16 protein-coding genes and 1 tRNA gene are annotated in these 20,953 nt (G+C 71.1%); 6 read left to right on the plus strand and 11 right to left on the minus strand.

Annotation, left to right across the window (positions count from 1 at the left end; genetic code table 11):
• From AC3RJ6_RS16955 to AC3RJ6_RS16965, 3 genes are all read right to left on the minus strand, one after another.
• Positions 1-291 carry a DUF4244 domain-containing protein gene (locus AC3RJ6_RS16955; RefSeq protein WP_491428282.1) on the minus strand — a complete coding sequence of 97 codons (291 nt, stop codon included), beginning with the start codon at positions 289-291 and terminating at the stop codon, positions 1-3.
• Positions 292-352: 61 nt separating this feature from the next.
• Positions 353-1,405, minus strand: a complete 1,053-nt coding sequence (locus AC3RJ6_RS16960; protein WP_491428283.1) for a type II secretion system F family protein — start codon at positions 1,403-1,405, stop codon at positions 353-355.
• Positions 1,402-2,691: a TadA family conjugal transfer-associated ATPase gene (locus AC3RJ6_RS16965; RefSeq protein WP_491428284.1), complete on the minus strand. Its 1,290-nt coding sequence runs from the start codon at positions 2,689-2,691 to the stop codon at positions 1,402-1,404. Before AC3RJ6_RS16965 ends, AC3RJ6_RS16960 begins: the two co-directional genes overlap by 4 nt.
• A gap of 473 nt (positions 2,692-3,164) precedes the next feature.
• On the opposite strand from AC3RJ6_RS16965, the gene acs reads away from it, so the two are divergent.
• Positions 3,165-5,117: an acetate--CoA ligase gene (acs, locus tag AC3RJ6_RS16970; RefSeq protein ID WP_491428285.1), complete on the plus strand. Its 1,953-nt coding sequence runs from the start codon at positions 3,165-3,167 to the stop codon at positions 5,115-5,117.
• Positions 5,118-5,195: 78 nt separating this feature from the next.
• Here the strand turns inward: acs and AC3RJ6_RS16975 are convergent, their stop codons facing one another.
• Together AC3RJ6_RS16975 and sp36 are read right to left on the minus strand one after the other, a co-directional pair.
• Entirely contained in the window at positions 5,196-5,666 is a 471-nt protein-coding gene (locus tag AC3RJ6_RS16975; RefSeq protein ID WP_491428286.1) for a RidA family protein, read from the minus strand.
• A complete protein-coding gene (gene sp36 / locus AC3RJ6_RS16980) occupies positions 5,666-5,899 on the minus strand; it encodes a Sp36 family protein (protein WP_491428287.1) in 234 nt (77 codons plus the stop codon). Before sp36 ends, AC3RJ6_RS16975 begins: the two co-directional genes overlap by 1 nt.
• A gap of 149 nt (positions 5,900-6,048) precedes the next feature.
• Here sp36 and AC3RJ6_RS16985 point away from each other — a divergent pair, with 149 nt between their 5' ends.
• From AC3RJ6_RS16985 to AC3RJ6_RS17005, 5 genes are all read left to right on the plus strand, one after another.
• Positions 6,049-8,700, plus strand: a complete 2,652-nt coding sequence (locus AC3RJ6_RS16985; RefSeq protein WP_491428288.1) for a transglycosylase domain-containing protein — start codon at positions 6,049-6,051, stop codon at positions 8,698-8,700.
• A gap of 32 nt (positions 8,701-8,732) precedes the next feature.
• A complete protein-coding gene (locus AC3RJ6_RS16990; RefSeq protein ID WP_491428354.1) occupies positions 8,733-9,671 on the plus strand; it encodes a metallophosphoesterase in 939 nt (312 codons plus the stop codon).
• A gap of 43 nt (positions 9,672-9,714) precedes the next feature.
• Positions 9,715-12,360, plus strand: coding sequence for a transglycosylase domain-containing protein (locus tag AC3RJ6_RS16995; RefSeq protein ID WP_491428289.1), 2,646 nt, complete (start codon positions 9,715-9,717; stop codon positions 12,358-12,360).
• Positions 12,361-12,472: 112 nt separating this feature from the next.
• Positions 12,473-12,549: transfer RNA gene (locus AC3RJ6_RS17000), tRNA-Pro, on the plus strand.
• Positions 12,550-12,648: 99 nt separating this feature from the next.
• Positions 12,649-15,033 carry a cell wall-binding repeat-containing protein gene (locus AC3RJ6_RS17005; RefSeq protein ID WP_491428290.1) on the plus strand — a complete coding sequence of 795 codons (2,385 nt, stop codon included), beginning with the start codon at positions 12,649-12,651 and terminating at the stop codon, positions 15,031-15,033.
• Positions 15,034-15,160: 127 nt separating this feature from the next.
• Here the strand turns inward: AC3RJ6_RS17005 and AC3RJ6_RS17010 are convergent, their stop codons facing one another.
• From AC3RJ6_RS17010 to AC3RJ6_RS17035, 6 genes are all read right to left on the minus strand, one after another.
• Positions 15,161-16,474: a UDP-glucose dehydrogenase family protein gene (locus AC3RJ6_RS17010; protein ID WP_491428291.1), complete on the minus strand. Its 1,314-nt coding sequence runs from the start codon at positions 16,472-16,474 to the stop codon at positions 15,161-15,163.
• Positions 16,459-17,589: a heparan-alpha-glucosaminide N-acetyltransferase domain-containing protein gene (locus AC3RJ6_RS17015; RefSeq protein ID WP_491428292.1), complete on the minus strand. Its 1,131-nt coding sequence runs from the start codon at positions 17,587-17,589 to the stop codon at positions 16,459-16,461. The genes AC3RJ6_RS17010 and AC3RJ6_RS17015 overlap by 16 nt, the downstream gene beginning before the upstream one ends.
• Positions 17,586-18,437, minus strand: a complete 852-nt coding sequence (locus tag AC3RJ6_RS17020; RefSeq protein WP_491428293.1) for a universal stress protein — start codon at positions 18,435-18,437, stop codon at positions 17,586-17,588. The genes AC3RJ6_RS17015 and AC3RJ6_RS17020 overlap by 4 nt, the downstream gene beginning before the upstream one ends.
• A 103-nt stretch (positions 18,438-18,540) precedes the next feature.
• Complete coding sequence (locus AC3RJ6_RS17025; protein ID WP_491428294.1) at positions 18,541-19,155, minus strand: thymidine kinase; 615 nt, start codon at positions 19,153-19,155, stop codon at positions 18,541-18,543.
• The gene (locus AC3RJ6_RS17030) at positions 19,156-19,833 is read right to left on the minus strand and encodes a response regulator transcription factor (RefSeq protein WP_491428295.1); all 678 of its coding nucleotides are present in this window, start codon (positions 19,831-19,833) and stop codon (positions 19,156-19,158) included.
• Complete coding sequence (locus AC3RJ6_RS17035; protein ID WP_491428296.1) at positions 19,820-20,950, minus strand: hypothetical protein; 1,131 nt, start codon at positions 20,948-20,950, stop codon at positions 19,820-19,822. The genes AC3RJ6_RS17030 and AC3RJ6_RS17035 overlap by 14 nt, the downstream gene beginning before the upstream one ends.
• Positions 20,951-20,953: the final 3 nt, after the last annotated feature.

The following is a 20,953-nucleotide window of genomic DNA, read 5'->3' on the forward strand; positions in this document are numbered from 1 at the left end:
TCAGCCGACCGTGAGCGCATTCCGCACGAGGTCGGTGAGGATGCCGCGCACCTCGTCACCGCGGAGGATGACGACGAGCAGGCCGGCGAAGCCGACCGCCGCCATCGTCGCGACGGCGTACTCGGCGGTGGCGGCACCGCGTTCGCCGGCCAACCGGCGCACGATTCGACGGAACGGGTTCGCCCGCCGGGCGTCGACCGCTGCGATCGGGCCGTCGGGGAACGAGTCGCGAGCGACGGACGCCCTGACCGCGTCGGGCGCGTCGATCGCGTCGGTGGAGGGGTTCTGCATGTCGGTGTTCCCTTCGGTTGCGCCGGCGGGCCGGCGATTGAGCGGCACGAGCCTGCGGCCGTCACGTCGCACCCCCGAGGGTGCCGGTGACGACGGAGATCATGAGCGGCGCGACGCCGAGCAGCACGAAGGCCGGAAGCACGCAGGCGCCGAGCGGCACCATGAGTCGCACGCCGAGCGCCGCGGCCCGTGCCTCGCCGTCGGTGCGGGCGGCACGCCGTACCCGGAACGCCTCCGCCCGAAGCAGCTCGCCGACCGGCGCGCCGGCGCGCTCCGCGAGTCCGACGACCTCGTCGACCGCGGCGCCGTCGCCGCCGACGTCGGGAAGGTGCCGTTGCATCGCGGCGCGGGCGAGCGCTCGGGATCGTGCGACCGACGCGCCGCTCGACATCGCGATGGCGAGCAGCTCGAGTTCGAGCCCGGCATCCGCGCGGGACGCCGAAGCCGACCTTGCGAGGCGACGGTTCCAGCCGGCACCGCCCCAGAGGAAGATCGAGCCGAGCACGAGGCACGCGAGCCCGAGCGGGTTGCCGAGCAGCACCCCCACCGTGTCGAACCCCAGCATCGCGCCGAAGCCGAGCGCGACCACGGGAAGCGCCGAGACGAGCCGGGCGCTCGCGGCGGGCCCGGCGAGCGCCGTGGCGACATCGCGCCGCAACTGCGCCTCGTCGCGCAGCACGAGGGCCAGGGCCCTGAGGCTCGCGGCGAGCGGCGCACCGGCCTCGGCCGCGACGGCCCAGGCCGCGGCGAGCACCGCCCACGTCGGGGCGGCCCCGGGCTGCCCGCACGCCCGCCGGATGGCCTCCGCGACGTCGTCGCCATCGCCGGCCGCCGTCGCCGCCGCGGCCAGCACCCGTTCGTCGGCGGTCGGCTCGGGTGTCGCCGTGCCGGGATTCCGCGCCCCGCGCATCGCGACCCTCGACGCTGCCCCGCCGTGGGCGACCGGTGCGTGCGAACCGCCGACCGCCCGGTCGCCGACGGACACGTAGCGCCAGGCGTTCGCTGCGGGCACCCCGGCCGCGAGCAGCACCGCGAGCCGTTCGACGACGCCGGCGACGGCGTCGACCTCGGCGCCCGGGTCTGCACGGCGGCGCAGCCGCAGCCGGGCTGTCACAGCGCCTCGATCCCGAGTCGACCGCCGTCGACGACGAAGCGTCCGAGCTGGGCGAGCCGGCGTCGGCCGTCGATGCGTTCGAGGTGCAGCACGAGATCGAACGCGCTGGCCGTCTGGCGCGCGACCGCCTCGGCGGTGAGACCGGCCGTCGCGCCGAGCGCCTCGAGCCGCGCGGGCACGTCGGCGAGCGAGTTGGCGTGCAGCGTCCCGGCGCCGCCGTCGTGACCGGTGTTGAGGGCGGCGAGCAGCTCGCGCAGTTCTGCGCCGCGGCATTCGCCGACGACGAGACGGTCGGGTCGCATCCGCAGGGCTTCGCGCAGCAGCGCGTCGAGCCCGATACGGCCGGTGCCCTCGAGGTTCGGCTGACGTGCCTCGAGGGCCACGACGTGGGGGTGGGCGAGCTGCAGCTCTGCGACGTCCTCGATGACGACGATGCGTTCGCGCTCGGGGGCCAGGCTGAGCAGGGCCGCGAGCATGGTGGTCTTGCCGGTGCCGCCGGCGCCCGTGATGAGCAGGTTCTCGCGAGCGGCGACCGCCGCCGCGAGCCGCTCACGCTCGCGCTCGTCGAGCGCGCCGGCGGCCGCGAGGTCGTCGAGCGAGCGCCCCGCAGCCCGCGGGATGCGAACCGAGACGAGCGTGCCCGCGGTCGAGACGGGCGGCAGCACGACGTGCACGCGGATGCCGCGGCCCAGCCGAACATCGACCGCCGGCGTCGCCTCGTCGACATGTCGGCCGCCGCGTGCGATGAGGCGCACCGCGAGCGCGCGCACCTCGGCCTCGTCGGCCGACCAGGCGAGCTCGCGGTGGGCGCCCCGGCCGCGGTCGACCCAGAGGCCCGCCGCGCCGTTGACGAACAGGTCGGTCACCGCGCCGTCGGCCGCGAACGGTTCGAGCGGCCCGAGCTCCGACAGGTCGATCGGCTCGACGCGGCCCCCGGCGACTGCCATGGCCTCGGGCGCGGTCGGCACGAACCTCGCCGCCTCGGCGGATCGGTTCGCCGCTCCGAGCTCAGCGGTCGGTCGAGCGCACCGGTCGACGCCACCAGCTGCGGGGTCGGCCGGGACCATCGTCGGGAGCCGGGCCGTCAGGTCAGCCCGGCCGGGACCGGTCGGCACCATCGGGTCGGACGCCGCGAACGCCTCGGCCGACCGCTCGCCGGCATGGTCGAGTGCGCCGCCGGTCGCACGCCGCGCCGATGCACCCGCACGCGCACCCGCGAGCGACGCCGGCGCGGCGGCGGCTGCGCTCGCACGCCAGGACGGCGTCGCGACGAATGGATGGCTCATGCGGCGAGCGTACGAACGGGCATCGGCGCCGAGGCATCCATCTCGCCCACATGTGGAGAGAGTCCTCCCCCACGACGCTGTGGAGGAGGACTCGCCCGGCTCCGCCGGAGCAGTGACGCTGCACGCGGTGCCTTAAAAGAAGGGGGCGGCACCCATTGGGGGGAACAGGTGCCGCCTCGGCAGCACAAGGATTGGGGGGAATCTCAAGTGCTGCAGGCCTCGAAACGAGTGTTCGGGCGGTACTCAGTGTACGGCCTCAGAAACAATGCGCAAGCATTTTTTGTCCTCATTTGTGCGGACACTCAGAAATCTCTGCGCAAAGGCACAGTAGCGCCTGCAGAACGCGCGCGGAAGAGCAATCGCACGGTGTGTTTCAGCACGCGTGCAACACGGTCTCGGGCGCGGGGTAGTGTGCTGGGTGGGGCAGGCGACCCAACCGATGAAACAGATCGCGAAGGAGCGACCGGAGAACCATGACCGTTCAGATCGATCACGCACTCGAGGAGATCAGGCGCTTCCGTCCGAGCCCCGAGTTCGCCGCCCAAGCCGTCGCCGACGAGCGCCTCTACGAGGCCGCGAAGGCCGACCGCCTCGGATTCTGGGCCGACCAGGCCCGTGAGCTGCTCACCTGGCAGAAGCCGTTCACCCGCACGCTCGACTGGTCGAACCCGCCGTTCGCGAAGTGGTTCGACGACGGCGAGCTCAACGTCGCCGTCAACTGCCTCGACCGTCACGTCGAAGCCGGCCTCGGCGACCGCGTCGCCATCCACTTCGAGGGTGAGCCCGGCGACAGCCGCGACATCACGTACGCCGAGCTGACCGACGAGGTCAAGCGCGCGGCGAACGTGCTCGAGGGCCTCGGCGTGGGTGAGGGGGATCGGGTCGCCATCTACCTGCCGATGATCCCCGAGGCGGTCGTCTCGATGCTCGCCGTCGCCCGCATCGGCGCGATCCACTCGGTCGTGTTCGGCGGCTTCAGCTCCGACAGCCTCGCCTCGCGCATCGACGACGCCGAGGCCAAGGTCGTCATCACCGCCGACGGCGGCTACCGCAAGGGCCGGGTCTTCCCGCTCAAGCCCACGGTCGACGAGGCGATCGCGAAGACCGCGGGCTCGGTCGAGAAGGTGCTCGTCGTCAAGCGCACGGGCAACGACGTCGAGATCGAGGCGGGCCGCGACGCGTGGTGGCACGACACCGTCGCGCAGGCCTCCGGCGAGCACGAGGCCCGGGCGTTCAACGCCGAGCACCCGCTGTTCATCCTCTACACGTCGGGCACCACCGGGAAGCCCAAGGGCGTCGTGCACTCGAGCGGCGGTTACCTCACCCAGGCGGCGTTCACCCACAAGAACGTCTTCGACCTGCACCCCGAGACCGACGTCTACTGGTGCACCGCCGACGTCGGCTGGATCACGGGCCACTCGTACGTCGTCTACGGCCCGCTCGCGAACGCGGCGACGCAGGTGCTCTACGAGGGCACCCCCGACACGCCGCACCCCGGCCGTTGGTGGGAGATCGTCGAGAAATACAAGGTCTCGATCCTCTACACCGCGCCGACCGCGATCCGCTCGTTCATGAAGCTCGGCCGGCAGATCCCGCACCAGTTCAACCTGCGCTCGCTGCGGCTGCTCGGCTCGGTCGGCGAGCCGATCAACCCCGAGGCGTGGATCTGGTACCGCCACGTCATCGGCGGCGGCTCGATCCCCGTGGTCGACACCTGGTGGCAGACCGAGACCGGCGCGATCATGATCTCGGCCCTGCCCGGCATCACCGACCTGAAGCCCGGCTCGGCGCAGGTGGCGATCCCCGGCATCTCGATCGACATCCTGAGCGACGACGGCACGCCCGTCGAGGGCGAGGACGGCGGCCTGCTCGTCATCACCGAGCCGTGGCCGTCGATGCTGCGCGGCATCTGGGGCGACCCCGAGCGGTTCAAGGAGACCTACTGGGAGAAGTTCGGCGACAAGTACTTCGCCGGCGACGGCGCCCGCCGCGATGAAGACGGCGACATCTGGCTGCTCGGCCGGGTCGACGACGTCATGAACGTCTCGGGCCACCGCCTGTCGACCGCCGAGATCGAGTCGTCGCTCGTCGCCCACCCGTGGACGGCCGAGGCCGCCGTCGTCGGCGCGTCCGACGAGACCACGGGCCAGGCGGTCGTCGCGTTCGTCATCCTCAAGCAGAGCCAGGCCGAGCACGGCGACGACCTCGCCGCCGCGTCCGAAGAGCTGCGCAAGCACGTCGCCACGCAGATCGGCGCGATCGCGCGACCGCGCCAGGTGTTCATCGTGAACGAACTGCCGAAGACGCGCTCGGGCAAGATCATGCGACGCCTCCTGCGCGACCTCGCCGAGGGCCGGCAGATCGGCGACACGACGACCCTCGCCGACACCTCGATCATGCAGATCATCAGCGAGCAGGTGAAGTAGCCCCTTCACCCGGCCCAGAACGACGGATGCCTCGGCGGGAACATTCCCGCCGAGGCATCCGTGTTCGCGTCAGTGCCGTCAGGCGAACTCGACGACCAGTTCGAGCTCGACGGGCGAGTCGAGCGGCAGCACCGCGACGCCGACAGCGGAGCGGGCGTGCCGGCCGGCGTCGCCGAAGATCTCGCCGAGCGCCTCGGAGGCGCCGTTGATGACCCCGGGCTGGCCGGTGAACGCGGGGTCGCTCGCGACGAAGCCGACGAGCTTCACGATGCGGGTGACCCGGTCGAGCGAGCCGATCTCGGCGCGCACGGCGGCGAGGGCGTTGAGCACGCACGTGCGCGCGTAGGCCTTGGCGTCGTCGGCGGGCACGAGTCCGTGGCCGTCGCCGACCTTGCCCGTGGCGGGCAGGGCGCCGGCCGTGAACGGCAGCTGGCCCGACGTGTAGACGTACGAACCGGTGACGACGGCGGGCACGTAGGCGGCGACGGGTGCGGCGACCTCGGGGAGCTCGATGCCGAGCTCGGCGAGGCGGGCCTCGTAGCCGGCCATCAGGCGTGCCCCTCGCCCTCGAACTGCTTCGCCGCCTGCGCGGCGGCCGCAGCCCCGGCCTGGGCGGCCGCCGACGACTCGCCGCCCTTCGGGCGCTTCAGGTACGCGACGAGCCCACCCTCGGGACCCTGCACGATCTGCACGAGCTCCCACCCCTCGGAGCCCCAGTTGTTGAGGATCGCGGCGGTGTTGTGGATGAGCAGCGGAGTGGTGATGTACTCCCAGGCCTGCATATGGGCTCCCTCTTCGGATGTCTCGTGCACGATGCGTGCGGGAATCACCGGTCTCGGCGTGTCGTGCCTGATACGGCGCCCAGCGCGCGTAGCGGGATTTGCCAGCCTTCTCCGATACGCTCCACTATATGTCTGCCAAAAAACGTACGATGAGCGATGTCGGCACCGGGATCCTCGGATTCGTCGGCATGAGCGTTGTCGCCGGCGTCCTCGTGACCGCCGCCGTCACCCCCGCCCTCGCCGTGACCGGCATGGCCGCGAACAACAGCATCACGATGTTCGAGAACCTGCCCAGCGCCCTCGAGATCGGGCCGCTGGCGCAGAAGTCGACGATCTACGCGGTGAAGGCCGACGGCAAGCCGTCGGCGATGGCCTTCTTCTACGACGACAACCGCGAAGAGGTCGCGTTCGACTACATCTCGCAGTACCTCAAGGACGCGGCGATCGCCGGCGAGGACCCGCGGTTCTACGACCACGGCGGCATCGACATCGCCGGCACCGTGCGCGGTGCGCTCTCGACGATCAGCGGCGGCGGCACGCAGGGCGGGTCGTCGATCACGCAGCAGTACGTGAAGAACGTGCTCGTCTCCAACGACATGGCCAAGGCCACCACTCCCGAAGAGCGCCAGGAGGCGTGGGAGAAGCACACCAAGACCTCGGTCGACCGCAAGCTCAAGGAGATGCGGTACGCGATCACGGTCGAGAAGCAGTACTCGAAGGACGAGATCCTCGGCGGGTACCTCAACATCGCGGGCTTCGGCGGCCAGATCTACGGCGTGCAGACCGCCGCGCAGTACTACTTCGGCACGAACGCGCACGACCTCACGCTCGCGCAGGCCGCGAGCCTCATCGCGATCGTCAACAGCCCTGAAGAGTTCCGCCTCGACTACCCCGACGACGAGCTGAACGGCGCGAAGACCGTCGTCGACGGCGAGACGGTGCCGTACGCCCGCAACAAGGAGCGTCGCGACTACATCCTCGACAAGATGCTCGAGCAGAAGAAGATCACCCAGGAGGAGCACGACGCGGCGATCGCCGAGCCCGTGGCTCCGAAGATCGTTCCGCCGTCGAGCGGCTGCCAGGCGTCACCCGTCTACGCGTACTTCTGCGACTACGTCACGTGGGAGATCAAGAACAAGTTCGACAACCCCGACACCCCCGACGTCGACGAGGGCGAGGAGATGCTCGAGCGCGGCGGCTACGACATCTACACGACCGTCGACACCGATCTGCAGAACGCCGCGTACTCGGCGGTGCACGACAACGTGCCCGGCTCGATCCCCGAGGCCAACATCGGCAGCTCGGCCATCTCGGTCGAGGTGGGCACCGGCAAGGTGCTCGCGATGGTGCAGAACACGACGTACAACGTCGACCCCGAGGTGACCGGCGACCAGTACGACGCGGTCAACTACAACGCCACCTCCGACTACGGCAGCTCGAGCGGCTTCCAGCCGGGCTCGACGTTCAAGATCTTCACCCTCGGCGAATGGCTCAAGGAGGGCCACTCGGTCAACGAGATGATGGACGCACGTCGTCGCTCGGACTGGGGCACCTTCAAGAGCAGCTGCCCGGTCGACAACACCGGCACGGCCGGGTGGAACCCCGGCAACGACGAGGGCGGCAACGGCGGCTACTGGTCGGCGCTCTTCAACACGATCAACTCCGAGAACACGGGCTACATCGCCATGGCGAAGCAGCTCGACCTCTGCGGCATCAAGAACACCGCGACGGCGCTCATGAGCGGCGGCCGCGCCGACGGCAAGGCACTCGGCGAGGGCATCAACGAAGAGGGCAACCGCATCGCGTTCGGCCCCTCGGCGGTGCTCGGCACGGAGGAGATCGCCCCGATCTCGATGGCGACCGCGTTCGCGGCGGTCGCGGGCGGCGGCAAGTCGTGCACGCCGATCGTGATCGCGAGCATGACCGACGCCAAGGGCGAGCCGGTCGAGGTGCCGAAGTCGGAGTGCACGCAGGCGATCACACCCGATGTCGCCGCGGGCATGGACTACGCGCTGCAGAAGGTCATGACCGAGGGCACCGGTTCGTCGTCGCGGTACAAGATGGACACGTCGGGCACCCCGATGATCGGCAAGACCGGTACGACCGACGACGCCGTCGCCACCTGGATGAGCGGCGCGTCGACCCGAGTCGCGACCGTCGTCGGCGTGTACAACACGACCGGCTTCGTCAACCTGCGCGAGACGTACATCAACGGCGAGCAGGCCGCGGTGCTCCGCCACAACATCTGGCCCCGCATCATGGACGTCGCCAACACGAAGTACCCGGGCGGCGCGTTCCCCGAGCCGAAGTCGCAGTACCTGCAGACCCCGATGGCGAACGTGCCGAGCGTGCTCGGCCTCGCGCCCGAGGCCGCGCAGAAGGCGCTCGAGCAGGCCGGCTTCGGCTGGTCGATGGACGGCGAGGTCGACTCGGCCCAGCCCAAGGGCACGATCGGCAGCCAGTCGGCCACCGGCCAGGCCCCGCGCGGCTCGTCGATCTCGCTGAAGGTCAGCCGCGGCAACCTGAGCGCGGTTCCCGACGTCACGGGCATGCAGGCCGACCAGGCCGAGGCGACGCTCGCCGCGGCCGGCTACCGGGTCGACCGCGACCGACAGGACACCGATGACCAGTCGAAGGACGGCCTCGTCATCTCGCAGTCGCCCGGCGCCGGCGAGAACGCGAAGCCGGGCGACAAGATCACGATCGTGATCGGCCGCTTCACGGGCGGTGGCGACGGCGGCGACGGCGGCACCGACAAGCCCGGCGGCGGCACCGACGGCAACACCGCGGAAGCCGGTTGACCGGCCGCCTGACGCCCGTCGCGCGGATCGCCATGGCGATCGGCGCGGCGGGCGTCGCCGCATTCGCGTGGGGTTCGCTCGTCGAGCGGACCCGCTGGACCCTGCGCCGCGCCGAGGTGCCCGTGCTGCCGGCCGGCGCGCAGCCGATCCGCGTGCTGCACCTCTCCGACCTGCACATGGCGCCCTGGCAGCGCGAGAAGCAGGAATGGGTGCGCGCCCTCGCCGACCTCGAACCCGACCTCATCGTCGACACCGGTGACAACCTCGGCCACGAGCGCGGCCTCGACGGCATCCGCCGGGCGTTCGAGCCCTTCAGCGGCGTCCCCGGCGTGTTCGTGAACGGCTCCAACGACTACTTCGGCCCGACACCGAAGAATCCGTTCGGCTACTTCATGGGCCCGTCACGGCACCGGCCGAAGGCGAAGCGGCTCGACATCGGCGCGCTGCACGCGTTCTTCGCCGAGCTCGGCTGGCAGGATCTCGACAACACGGCCGCGAGCCTCGACCTGCGCGGCACGCACTTCGAGTTCTTCGGCGTCGACGACCCGCACAAGGGCTACGACCGGCTCGACCTCATCACGGGCGCGATCGACGACCTGCGGGCCGACGACCCCCTCGGCGATGAGACCTGGCCCGACGCGGCATCCACCGGCACCACCCGCCCGACCGTGACGATCGGCGTCGCGCACGCGCCGTACCAGCGGGTGCTCAACTCGTTCGTCAACCACGGCGCCCAGCTCATCCTCGCCGGTCACACGCACGGCGGCCAGGTCTGCGTGCCCGGCTACGGCGCCCTCGTCACGAACTGCGACATTCCGCGCAAGCAGGTGAAGGGGCTGAGTGTCTGGCGACACGGCCTCCACTCGGCGTTCCTCAACGTCTCGGCAGGCCTCGGCACCTCGATCTTCGCCCCGGTGCGCTTCGCCTGCCCGCCCGAGGCGACCCTGATCACGCTCGTTCCGGCCGAGTGAGCAATCGGGGATGCCGCGACGCATCTCCGCTACGCTCCCTACTATGTCTGCCGAAAAGCGTTCGGCGAGCGACGTCGGCGTCGGGGTCCTCGGGCTCGTCGCCATGAGCGCGCTCGCCGGAATCCTCGTGACCGCCGCGGTGACCCCGGCCCTCGCCGTGACCGGCATGGCCGCGAACAACAGCATCACGATGTTCGAGAACCTGCCGAGCTCGCTCGAGATCGGCCCGCTGGCGCAGAAGTCGACGATCTACGCGGTGAAGGCCGACGGCAAGCCGTCGGCGATGGCCTACTTCTACGACGACAACCGCGAAGAGGTCGCGTTCGACTACATCTCGCAGTACCTCAAGGACGCGGCGGTCGCGGGTGAGGACCCGCGGTTCTACGACCACGGCGGCATCGACATCGCCGGCACCGTGCGCGGCGCCCTGAAGACGGCGCTCGGCGGCGACACGCAGGGCGGGTCGTCGATCACGCAGCAGTACGTGAAGAACGTGCTCGTCGCGAACGACATGGCCGAGGCGAAATCCGACGAGGAACGCCTCGAGGCCTGGGAGAAGCACACCGCCCCGTCGGTCGACCGCAAGCTCAAGGAGATGCGGTACGCGATCACGGTCGAGAAGCAGTACCCGAAGAACGACATCCTCGGCGGGTACCTCAACATCGCGGGCTTCGGCGGCCAGATCTACGGCGTGCAGACCGCCGCGCAGTACTACTTCGGCACGAACGCGCACGACCTCACGCTCGCGCAGGCCGCGAGCCTCATCGCGATCGTCAACAACCCCGAGAAGTTCCGCCTCGACTACCCCGACGACGAGCTGAACGGCGCGAAGACCGTCGTCGACGGCGAGACCGTGCCCTACGCGGCCAACAAGCAACGTCGCGACTACATCCTCGACAAGATGCTCGAGCAGAAGAAGATCACCCGGGAGCAGTACGACGCGGCGATCGCCGAGCCCGTGGCTCCGAAGATCGTTCCGCCGTCGAGCGGCTGCCAGGCTTCGCCCGTCTACGCGTACTTCTGCGACTACGTGACCTGGGAGATCAAGAACAAGCTCGACGACCCCGAGACCCCCGAGAACGAGGGCGAGGAGCGGCTCGAGCGCGGCGGGCTCGACATCTACACGACCATCGACGTGGACCTGCAGAACGCCGCGTACTCGGCCGTCCACGACAACGTCCCCGCCGCCGTCGACGCCCTCGACATCGGCAGCTCGGCCGTGTCGGTGCAGGTCGGCACCGGCCGCATCCTCGCGATGGCGCAGAACACGACCTACAACGTCGACCCCGAGGTCACGGGCACCGGCTACGACGCGGTCAACTACAACGCCGGCATCGACTACGGCGGCTCCCTCGGCTTCCAGCCCGGGTCGACGTTCAAGCTCTTCACGCTCACCGAGTGGCTCAAGGAGGGGCACGCCCTCAACGAGGGCGTCGACGCCCGCAAGCGCAACAACTGGGGCACCTTCAACGACAGCTGCAACGGACCGGTGAACGCCGACGGCTGGGACCCGCGCAACGACGAGGGCCAGTCCGGCGGCTACTGGACCGCGATCGAGAACACCAGGCGCTCGTACAACACGGGCTTCGTCGCCATGGCGAAGCAGCTCGACCTCTGCGGCATCAAGAAGACGGCTGAGGCGATGATGGGCGCCGGGCGCGCAGACGGAAACCCCTTGGGCACGCCGATCAGCCAGCCCGACTGGACCTTCCAGCCCTCCGCGGTGCTCGGCACCGAGGAGATCGCCCCGATCTCGATGGCCACGGCATTCGCCACCGTCGCCTCGGGCGGACTCCAGTGCGACCCGATCGCCATCGACCGGATCACCGACGGCGAGGGCAAGGACGTCGCGGTCCCGAAGGTCGACTGCAAGCAGGCGCTGACCGCGGATGTCGCGGCCGCCGACGCCTTCGCCCTCCAGCAGGTCATGACCGGCGGCACCGGCGGCACGTCGTACGGCCGCGTGGAGCCGAGGGTGCCGATGATCGGCAAGACCGGAACGACCGACGAGGCCGAGGCGACCTGGATGAGCGGTGCCTCGTCGAAGGTCGCGACCGTCGTCGGCGTCTACAACGTGACCGGCCACGTGAACCTGCGCCAGACGGTCCTCGACAGCGGCCAGGCCTCGGATCTGCGGCACGCCATCTGGCCGAGGATCATGTCGGTCGCGGCGTCGAAGTACGGCGGCGACGGCTTCCCCGAACCCAAGCCGTCGTATCTCAACGCGCCCCAGGTGTCGGTGCCGAACGTGCTCGGGCTCGCGCCCGACGCCGCGCAGAAGGCCCTGCAGCAGGCCGGCTTCGGCTGGACGATCGCGGGCGAGGTCGACTCGGCCCAGCCGAAGGGCACGATCGGCGCGCAGAACCCGTCGGGCTCGGCAGGACGCGGGTCGATCATCACGCTGCACATCAGCCGGGGCAACCTGAGCGCCGTCCCCGACGTGACGGGCATGCAGGCCGACGAGGCCGAGGCGACGCTCGCCGCGGCCGGCTACCGGGTCGACCGCGATCGCCAGGACACCGATGACCAGTCGAAGGACGGCCTCGTCATCTCGCAGTCGCCGGGCGCCGGTGAGAACGCGAAGCAGGGCGCCAGGGTCACGATCGTGATCGGGCGATTCACCGGTGGCGACGGCGGAGGCGGCAAGCCGGGCAGCGGCACCGGCGGAAACACGTCGGAAGGCCGTTGATCGCGCCCTGCCCGCGGGATGCCTCCACCCACGGCCGCTCATACGGGCATCCGGTACGTGGTCAGCGACGGTCGAAATATCGGCTATCCTTGTTGAGGCCCTGACGGGCCACCGGGGTGTGGCGCAGCTTGGTAGCGCGCTTCGTTCGGGACGAAGAGGTCGCAGGTTCAAATCCTGTCACCCCGACCACCATGAGACCCCCTCCGATTCGGAGGGGGTCTCGTCATTTCCCGGCGAGTGTCCGACCCGATTGCTAGCGTGAGTGCCGACCCGACTCGAAAGGTGCTCATGCCCAGAATCCCTTCCCGCACTCCGCTGGCCCTGATCACGGCCCTCGGCGTGTGCCTGACCGCGATCGCGGCTCCGTCGGTCGCGATGGCCGTGCCGGTCGCGCCGACCGCAGACCGTGCGGTCTCCTCGCTCACGACCTCGGGTGAGCTCGTCATCGACGACCTGCCCGCCCCCGAGACGCCGAGCATGGGCGACTACGCCGCCGCCGACTACCTGTCCGCGGCGAGCGCGCTCCCCGATGAGCTCGCGACGGCGATCGAGACCGACCTCGGCATCACGGCCTCCGAGTATCTCGCCGGGGCCGACGCGGCCGTCGACGCCGGCGAGGTGCTCGAGTACCTCTCGACCTTGGGCGTCTCCCCCGACGAGGCCGTCCTCGACGGCACCGAGCTCACCGTCCTCGTCGACGACGCGGCGCAGGCCGAAGCGGTCGCCGCTGCCGGCGCGACGTCGGTCTACGAGCCCGTCGAGGGTATGGACGCCGACTTCTCCGACGTGACTTTCACCCCGGCGGCCGACCTCGTCGGCGGCACCGGCTGGACGTACACTTTCGTCAATCCCGACAATGGCCTCGCGTACGACTCCCTCTGCTCGGTCGGTTTCAACGGGCGCGCGACGGCGAACGGCGCGCACCAGTTCGCGACCGCCGGTCACTGCCTCGACGGCCAGTCGACGGACAGCACCCCGATCTCCGAACTCATCCAGTCGGCGCCGAACGACGCGGGCGCCTCGGTCGGCGCCTTCCTCGGTTACCGCGTCCCCGGCAGCGTCAAGTACGGCTCGAACGTCGACTCCGCGCGTGTTGCCGTGTCGGCCGGCTGGTCGCCGAAGCCGACCGTGTCGACGTGGGGCGGCGGCAAGGGCGCCCCGACGTCGGGAACGCCGGTGACCGTGCGGGGTGCGACCCCCGGCGTCGTCGGCGCCAAGCTCTGCAAGTCGGGCCGCACGACCGGGTGGACCTGCGGTTCCGTGCAGGGCTTCCAGACCGTCCAGGTCGGCGGTCGCGATGTGAACTCGGTCGTGGCGAACGTCTGCGCGATCCCCGGGGACAGCGGCGGTGCCGCGCTCGTCGGCAGCTACGCGGTCGGCATCACGTCTGGGTCGAACGCTTCCTCCACGGCGTGTGCTTCTCAGCCGCTGGCGGCCTTCTTCGCGATGACCTCGTCGCGCGGCCAGGACGTCCTCGAGTTCAACAAGGGCTGGGAGCTCTCAGTCGCAGTGAGCACGCCCAAGGTCAACACGCCCGCCTACGGACGCGCCCTCGCCGGGAGCAGCATCACCGGTTCGGTGCCCGCGGCGCCGGCCGGCACCGTCGTCTCCCTCACGGTCGACGGCGCCGTCGTCTCGTCGGCGAAGCTCACGAAGACCGGCGGCTCGTTCGCGGTGCCCCTCACCGGCGTCGCGGCCGGCGCGCACTCGTGGAAGATCGTGGCGAAGGTCGGCAAGTACTCGTCGTCGGCCGCCGTCACGGGCTCCGTGACCGTGATCGCACCGAAGGTCGATCGCCTGGCGGGAGCCGACCGCTACGCGACGGCGGTCGCGATCTCGAAGGCGGCGTTCCCGACCACGGCGCCGGTCGTCTACGTCGCCGCCGGCGATGGGTTCGCCGACGCGCTCAGCGCCGCGCCTGCAGCGGCGAAGAGTGGCGGGCCGCTGCTGCTCACCCCGAAGACGCAGCCGCCGGCCGTGCTCATCAACGAGCTCAAGCGCCTCAAGCCGAAGAAGATCGTCGTCGTGGGCGGCACGGGCGTGGTCGCATCATCGACGGCGGCGACGTTCGCGAAGATCGCGCCGGTGGGCCGCCTCGGCGGCGCCGACCGCTACGCGACGAGTCGCAAGGTCGTCGACTACGCGTTCCCGGGCACCACGACCGCGGTCTACGTCGCCTCGGGCGCGAACTTCCCCGACGCGCTCGCGGCGAGCGCGGCGAGCGGGCGGTTCGACTCCCCGGTCGTGCTCACGAACGGCATGTCGCTCGACACGGCGACGTCATCGCTCGTGAAGCGCCTCGCGCCCACGAAGATCCGCGTCGCGGGCGGCACCGCCGTCGTGTCGAACACGGTGCTCGGGTCGCTGCAGAAGCTCGCGGCCGACACGAAGCGCGTCGCGGGGGGCGATCGCTTCGCCACGGGTCTCGCCATCAACAAGGACGCGTTCTCGTCGAGCACGCGCGTGTTCGTGGCCAACGGCCTGAACTTCCCCGACGCACTCGCGGGTGCCGCCTTCGCGGGGGCGACCTCGTCGCCGCTCTACCTGAGTCAGCAGAACTGCCTCGCGAGGGGCACGCGCAACGAGTTGCTGCGCCTCGGGGCGACGCACGTGACCCTGCTCGGCGCGACCGGCGTGCTGAGCGACAACGTCGCGCGACTCAGGGAGTGCTGAACCGTCTCGACCGATCGGTGCCCCCGCGTCTTCGGACGCGGGGGCACCGTGCGTTCACCAGGAAGCCGGGGGTCACCGTGCGTTCACCGGACGCGCCCTCGAGCCGCACGTCGCACGGTCCTCGCGTTCAGGGCCGTCCGATTCCCCGCAGCTCCCATCCGGCTCCGCGCCACGCAGCGGCGTCGAGCACATTGCGGGCATCGATGACGCGCCGCCCCGCCACGAGGCGGCCGGCGTCGGCCGGGTCGAGCTCACGGTACTCGGCCCACTCGGTGACGAGCACGACGAGGTCGGCGCCGCGCAGCGCCTCGCGCGTCGACGAGACGTAATCGAGCTGCGGGTGCCTGGCCCGGGCGTTCTCGATGCCCTCGGGGTCGGTCGCGACGACCTCGGCGCCGAGACCCTTGAGCTGCACCGCGACATCCAGCGCCGGCGAGTCGCGCACGTCGTCGGACTCGGGCTTGAACGTCACCCCGAGCACGGCGATGCGCGCGCGGTGCACGCTGCCGCCGAGCGCGTCGACCGCGAGGTCGACGACCCGCTGCCGCTGCCGCAGGTTGATGGCGTCGACCTCGCGCAGGAATGCGAGCGACTCGCCCCGGCCGAGCTCTTCGGCACGGGCGGTGAAGGCCCGGATGTCCTTCGGCAGGCAGCCGCCGCCGAACCCGACGCCCGCATTGAGGAAGCGTCGGCCGATGCGCGCGTCGTGCCCGATCGCATCGGCGAGCGCGACGACGTCGGCGCCGGTGACGTCGGCGATCTCGGCCATCGCGTTGATGAAGCTGATCTTCGTGGCGAGGAAGGCGTTCGCCGCCACCTTCACGAGCTCGGCGGTCGCGTAATCCGTCACGATCCGCGGCGTGCCCGCCTCGATCGCGGCCCGGTAGACCCGGTCGAGCACCGATGCCGCGCGGCCGTCGCCGTGCGGGTCGGCGACGCCGTACACGAGCCGGTCGGGCTCGAGCGTGTCGCGCACCGCGAACCCCTCACGGAGGAACTCTGGGTTCCACGCGAGCTCGGCGTTCGGTGCGAGCACCGCCAGGCGCTCGGCCAGCCCCGCCGCGGTGCCGACCGGCACCGTGCTCTTGCCGACCACGAGGGCACCGTCGGCGAGGTGCGGGGCGAGCGCCTCGAACGCCGCATCGACGTAGCGGAGGTCGGCCGCGTGCGATGCGACCGACTGCGGAGTGCCGACGGCGAGGAAGTGCACCTCGGCGTCGGCGGCGTCGGCGATGTCGGTCGAGAAGCGAAGCCTGCCCGACGCGATGGCCGACGCGAGGATCGCGTGGAGACCCGGTTCGAAGAACGGGGGCCGCCCGGCGGAGAGCTCAGAGACCTTCGCCGCATCGACGTCGATGCCCACGACCTCGTGCCCGAGTTCGGCCATCGCCGAGGCGTGCACCGCCCCGAGGTAGCCGCAGCCGATCACCGAGATGCGCATGGCAGATCCTTTCGCGCCGGACTTCCATTCTCGCGGTCGCGACCGCTGGCCGCGCGCAGCAGCCGTTCGAGCGGTCCTCGGCCGAGCCACCGCCGCCAGCACCAGGCGAACACCATGGAGCCGACGATGAGCCCGATCGTGAGTGCCCACGAGTCGTCGGTGAGGTAGCCGTTCTCGACGCGTTTCGCGGCCGAGATCACGACGAGGTGCAGCGTGTAGACGCTGAGCGGCATCGATCCCATCGCGGTGACCGGCGACAGCACCGCCCCCGCGACCCGGCGCACTGCCGGTCGCGCGAGCGCGGTCAGGGTCACCATCGCGGCGACGATCACGAGCCCCACGCCGACGTTGCCGACCGCCAGGGCGGACGCCGACACGGCGTGCGCGAACACCGGAGCAGTGGCATCCGCCTCTTCGGGCAGCAACCTGGTGAGGGGAAGCATGACGACCGCGGCGATCGCGCCGACCAGCGCGTACCGCGCGACGACCCGTGGCGCCGACGCGCCCGAGCGCGCGAGGCCGAGCCCGATGAGCATGACCGGCACCCAGATGATGACCGGGTACGCGCCCGTGAGCGCCCAGTCGACGAGCAGTCCGGCATCGCCGTCACCCGCGGCGACGATCTCGGGGTTGTACTGGGCCGCGGTCGCGACGCCCGGTGCGATCGCGAGCAGCACCGCCCCGAGCGCGAGCGCGACGCGCGCCGGGAGGAACAGCAGCGGCAGCATGAGGAGGAACGCGACGCCGTAGACGTCGAGGATGATGTAGACGAGCGGCTGCAGCGTCACGGCGATCACCAGCCCGAGCGCGATGAGGATGAGCGCCCGCACCGTGATCTGCCGCCGCAGCACTCCTCGCCCCTCGGCGATCGGACGCGTGCCGCCCGAGATGAAGCCGAGCCCGAAGCCGGCGGTGAGCGCGAAGAGCAGCCGTGGCCGCTCGTCGGCCATCGCGATGAGCTCGGCGGCCTCGGGCGAGGCGACGGCGGGGGCCACGTGCGCGATGAACATGCCGATGAGGGCGATTCCGCGTGCCGCGTCGATGCCGTCGACTCGCGCGGGCGCGGCGGCGCGCGCCCGGACGCGCCCCGTCCGTACGCCCGGCGTGGTGCTCACCGTACGACGATCGTCGGCGCCTCGAGGCGCGAGAGCACCCCGTGGCTGACCGAACCGAGCAGGAACCGCGCGATCGCCCCACGGCCGTGGCTGCCGACGACGAGCATCTCCGCGGCCGCGGCGGCCTCGGCGAGCGCGGTCACGGGGTCACCGGCCTCGACGCGTCGATCGACCTCGAGACCCGGGCGGTCGGCGAGCACGGGGGCCAGTGTGTCGTCGAGCACTTCGCGCGCCGCGTCGGTGAGGTCGTCGACTGCGACCATCGCCGGGCCGTACCCGTACTCGCCGCCGGCCATGAGCGCCATGTCCCACGCGTGCACCGCGACGAGCGGCACGGCGCGGCGTTCGGCCTCGTCGACCGCGAAGGCGAGCGCGCGGGCGCCGACCTCGGAGCCGTCGACCCCGATGACGACGCCGCGACGACCCGAGACGTCGATGTCGGGAACGACCGCCACGGGCGCCTCGCTCGCGGCGGCGATCCGCAGGCTGTGCACTCCTCGGCGGCTCGGGCGCTTGCCCCCGTGCCAGTCGCTGCCGACGACGAGCAGCTCTGCGCCCTTCGACCGGGCGGCGAACACCTCGACGGGTGAGCCCTGTTCGAGATCGGTCGCGACCTCGAGCTGCGGATCGACGTCGAGCGCGACCGTCGCCGCGTCGGCGAGCGATGCCCGTGCCCGATCGAGCGCCGCGAGCAGGAGCTTGGCGTCGCCCGTGGCCTCGACGGCGCTGTCGACGACGTGCACGAGGCGCAGCGACGAGCGATGCGCCGACGCGCGCTCGGCGGCCCAGCGCACGGCCCTGAGGCCGGCGCTCTCGGCGGTGCTGACTCCGACGACGACTTCGCTCATGCGGCGGCCCTCCTGCCTCCATCATCACGCGGATGCCGCGACGGCACCACCCTCGCCGTCGAACGGCCCCGTCCGCCGAGCGGCCCCGGCCGCGGCATCCCCGTCAGTGACGGCCGTTCAGCACGCCGCCCGACTCCTGGAGGTAGCAGACGCCGCACAGCGACTCGTAGGCGACCTCGACGCCGTCGATGGCGACCTGGTCGCCGTCGAAGATGTACCGGCCGTCGACCCGGCGGCCGTTGAAGATCGCCTTGCGGCCGCACCGGCAGATGGTCTTGAGCTCCTCGAGCGAGTGCGAGATCTCGAGCAGGCGCCGACTGCCGGGGAACGCGACGGTCTGGAAGTCGGTACGGATGCCGTACGCGAGCACCGGGATGCCGTCGATGAGCGCGATGCGCAGCAGGTCGTCGACCTGGTCGGACGACAGGAACTGCGCCTCGTCGACGAGCAGGCAGCTCACGTCGCGCCCGGCCTCCTCGATCACGCGCGTTCGATGCCCCTGGAACCGGTCGAGCACCGGCACGCCGGGCTCGATGACGAAGTCGACCTCGCGAACGACCCCGAGCCGCGAGACGATGTCGCGGTCGCCCTTCGTGTCGATCGCGGGCTTCGCGAGCAGCACGCGGTGGCCCCGCTCCTCATAGTTGAACGCCGCCTGGAGCAACGCCGTCGACTTGCCGGAGTTCATCGCCCCATAGCGGAAGTACAGCTTCGCCATCTACTCGAGGAACCCGTCTTCGGCGGCGCGACGGATGAGCTCGGCCTTGCGGCTGGCCGGCTTGCCCACCTTCGCGTACTTCTCGCGCACGCGCCGGAGGTACGTCTTCGCGGTCTCGTAGCCGACGTCCATGCGCTGGCCGACCTCGAGGGTGCTGAGCCCCTGCGCGTAGTAGCGCAGCGCCTTCTCTTCGGCGGGGCTCAGGTGCACGCCCGACATCGTCGTCGTCGGGCTGTGGGTGCCGCCCGAGCCGGTGGAACGGGGATGCCGCGGCAGGCGCTCGCCGCGCATGACGCGCCGCGCGTAGTCGACGAGGGTCTCGGCGGGCAACGTCTTCGACACGAAGCCGGCGGCACCGGCGGCCATGCTGCGCTCGCGCGACTCCTCGTCGTCGAGTGCGGTCACGACGATGACCCGGGCGCCCGCGGCACGGCACGCCCGGATGCGCGACTCGATCGACACGCTGTCGCTGTCGCCGAGCTGCAGGTCCATCAGCACGAGCTCGACCGGGAAGGCGGGGCTGCGCACGAGGTCCATCCACGAGGTCGCCGTGACGACGACCTCGAAGTCGGGCGCGAGGTCGGCGAACCACCGGGCCAGGCTGTCGACGATCAGCCCGTGATCGTCGAGGATCGCGAGTCGATGGCGCGGCGTCGATGCCGGTTCAGTCGATGACATATCTCAGCTCCACCCTCACATTCTCGCGCGTCGAGACCGATTCGGCACCCAACGCCACAGCGCGAGCCACGGCGACGAAGCGATCGAGCTCGCGCTTGGCGGGCGGACGCCCCGCCGGATCGGCGACGATGCGGATCAGTCCGCCCTCGGGCTCTGGCGCGAGGGCCACGCTCACGCGCTCCGAGCGGCCCGTCTCGGCGAGCCAGGTGATGAGCGCGGTGATCGCCGAACGCTGGTCGTCGCCGAGCAGGTCGGCGGCGCCGGCCGGGTCGTCGACGAGCGTCTCGACCCCGCGGCTGGCCCGGAGGTTCGCAGCGAGGTCGTCGAGCCAGGTCGACTCGATGCCCGCACGCAGCGCCCGGCGCAGCTCTTCGGCGAGCTCGCGGGCGCGATCGGCGTCGGCCACCGAGATGCGCTCGGCGGTCATCACGCCGGCCAGGAACGGCAGCACCTCGCGACCGAGCACCGAGACCCGGCTCTGCTGCACCGACCGGGCGATCCCGGCACGGAGCTCGGCGTCGCGCTGGAGCGCCGCCCGGTTGGCTTCGCGCTGCCACGCGAGCGTCTCGGCGATGATCGCGTACGCGTAGCCGGCAGCCGCCGCCGACAGGGCGATGACGGGAGCCGCGTTGACCGCGATGAGCGCGGCCACGGGGGCGTCGGCGAGGACGTAGGCCGAAGCACCCACGACGAGGATCGACAGCACGATCGATGCGAGCACACCGGCGAGGGCGAGCGAGAGCCACGTGCAGAACGGCGCGACCGAGAGGATCAGCATGCCGATCACGACGGGGCCGAAGTCGTCGTAGAGGTACTGGTTCGACCCGACGGTGCTCATGTACTCGGCGATGGCCGCCCCCACCGCCAGGGTCACCACGAGCCACAGCCGTTCGGCGGTGAACGGGGCGCGCGACGGCGACGCCGACACCGCGGCGACCACGCCTGCCGCGGCGACGAGCACGATCGACGCGATCGCGGCGACCGGGGCGACGATCTCGGTGCGATGCACCCAGGTGAGCGCGAGCGAGGTGCCCAGGGCGAGCACGGCGCCGATGACGACGATGGGGGCGGCGGTGATCGCCCCGATCGGGTCGGCCTCCTGCTGGGTCAGTCGCATCGG

This window comes from Agromyces cucurbitae (assembly GCF_058349945.1).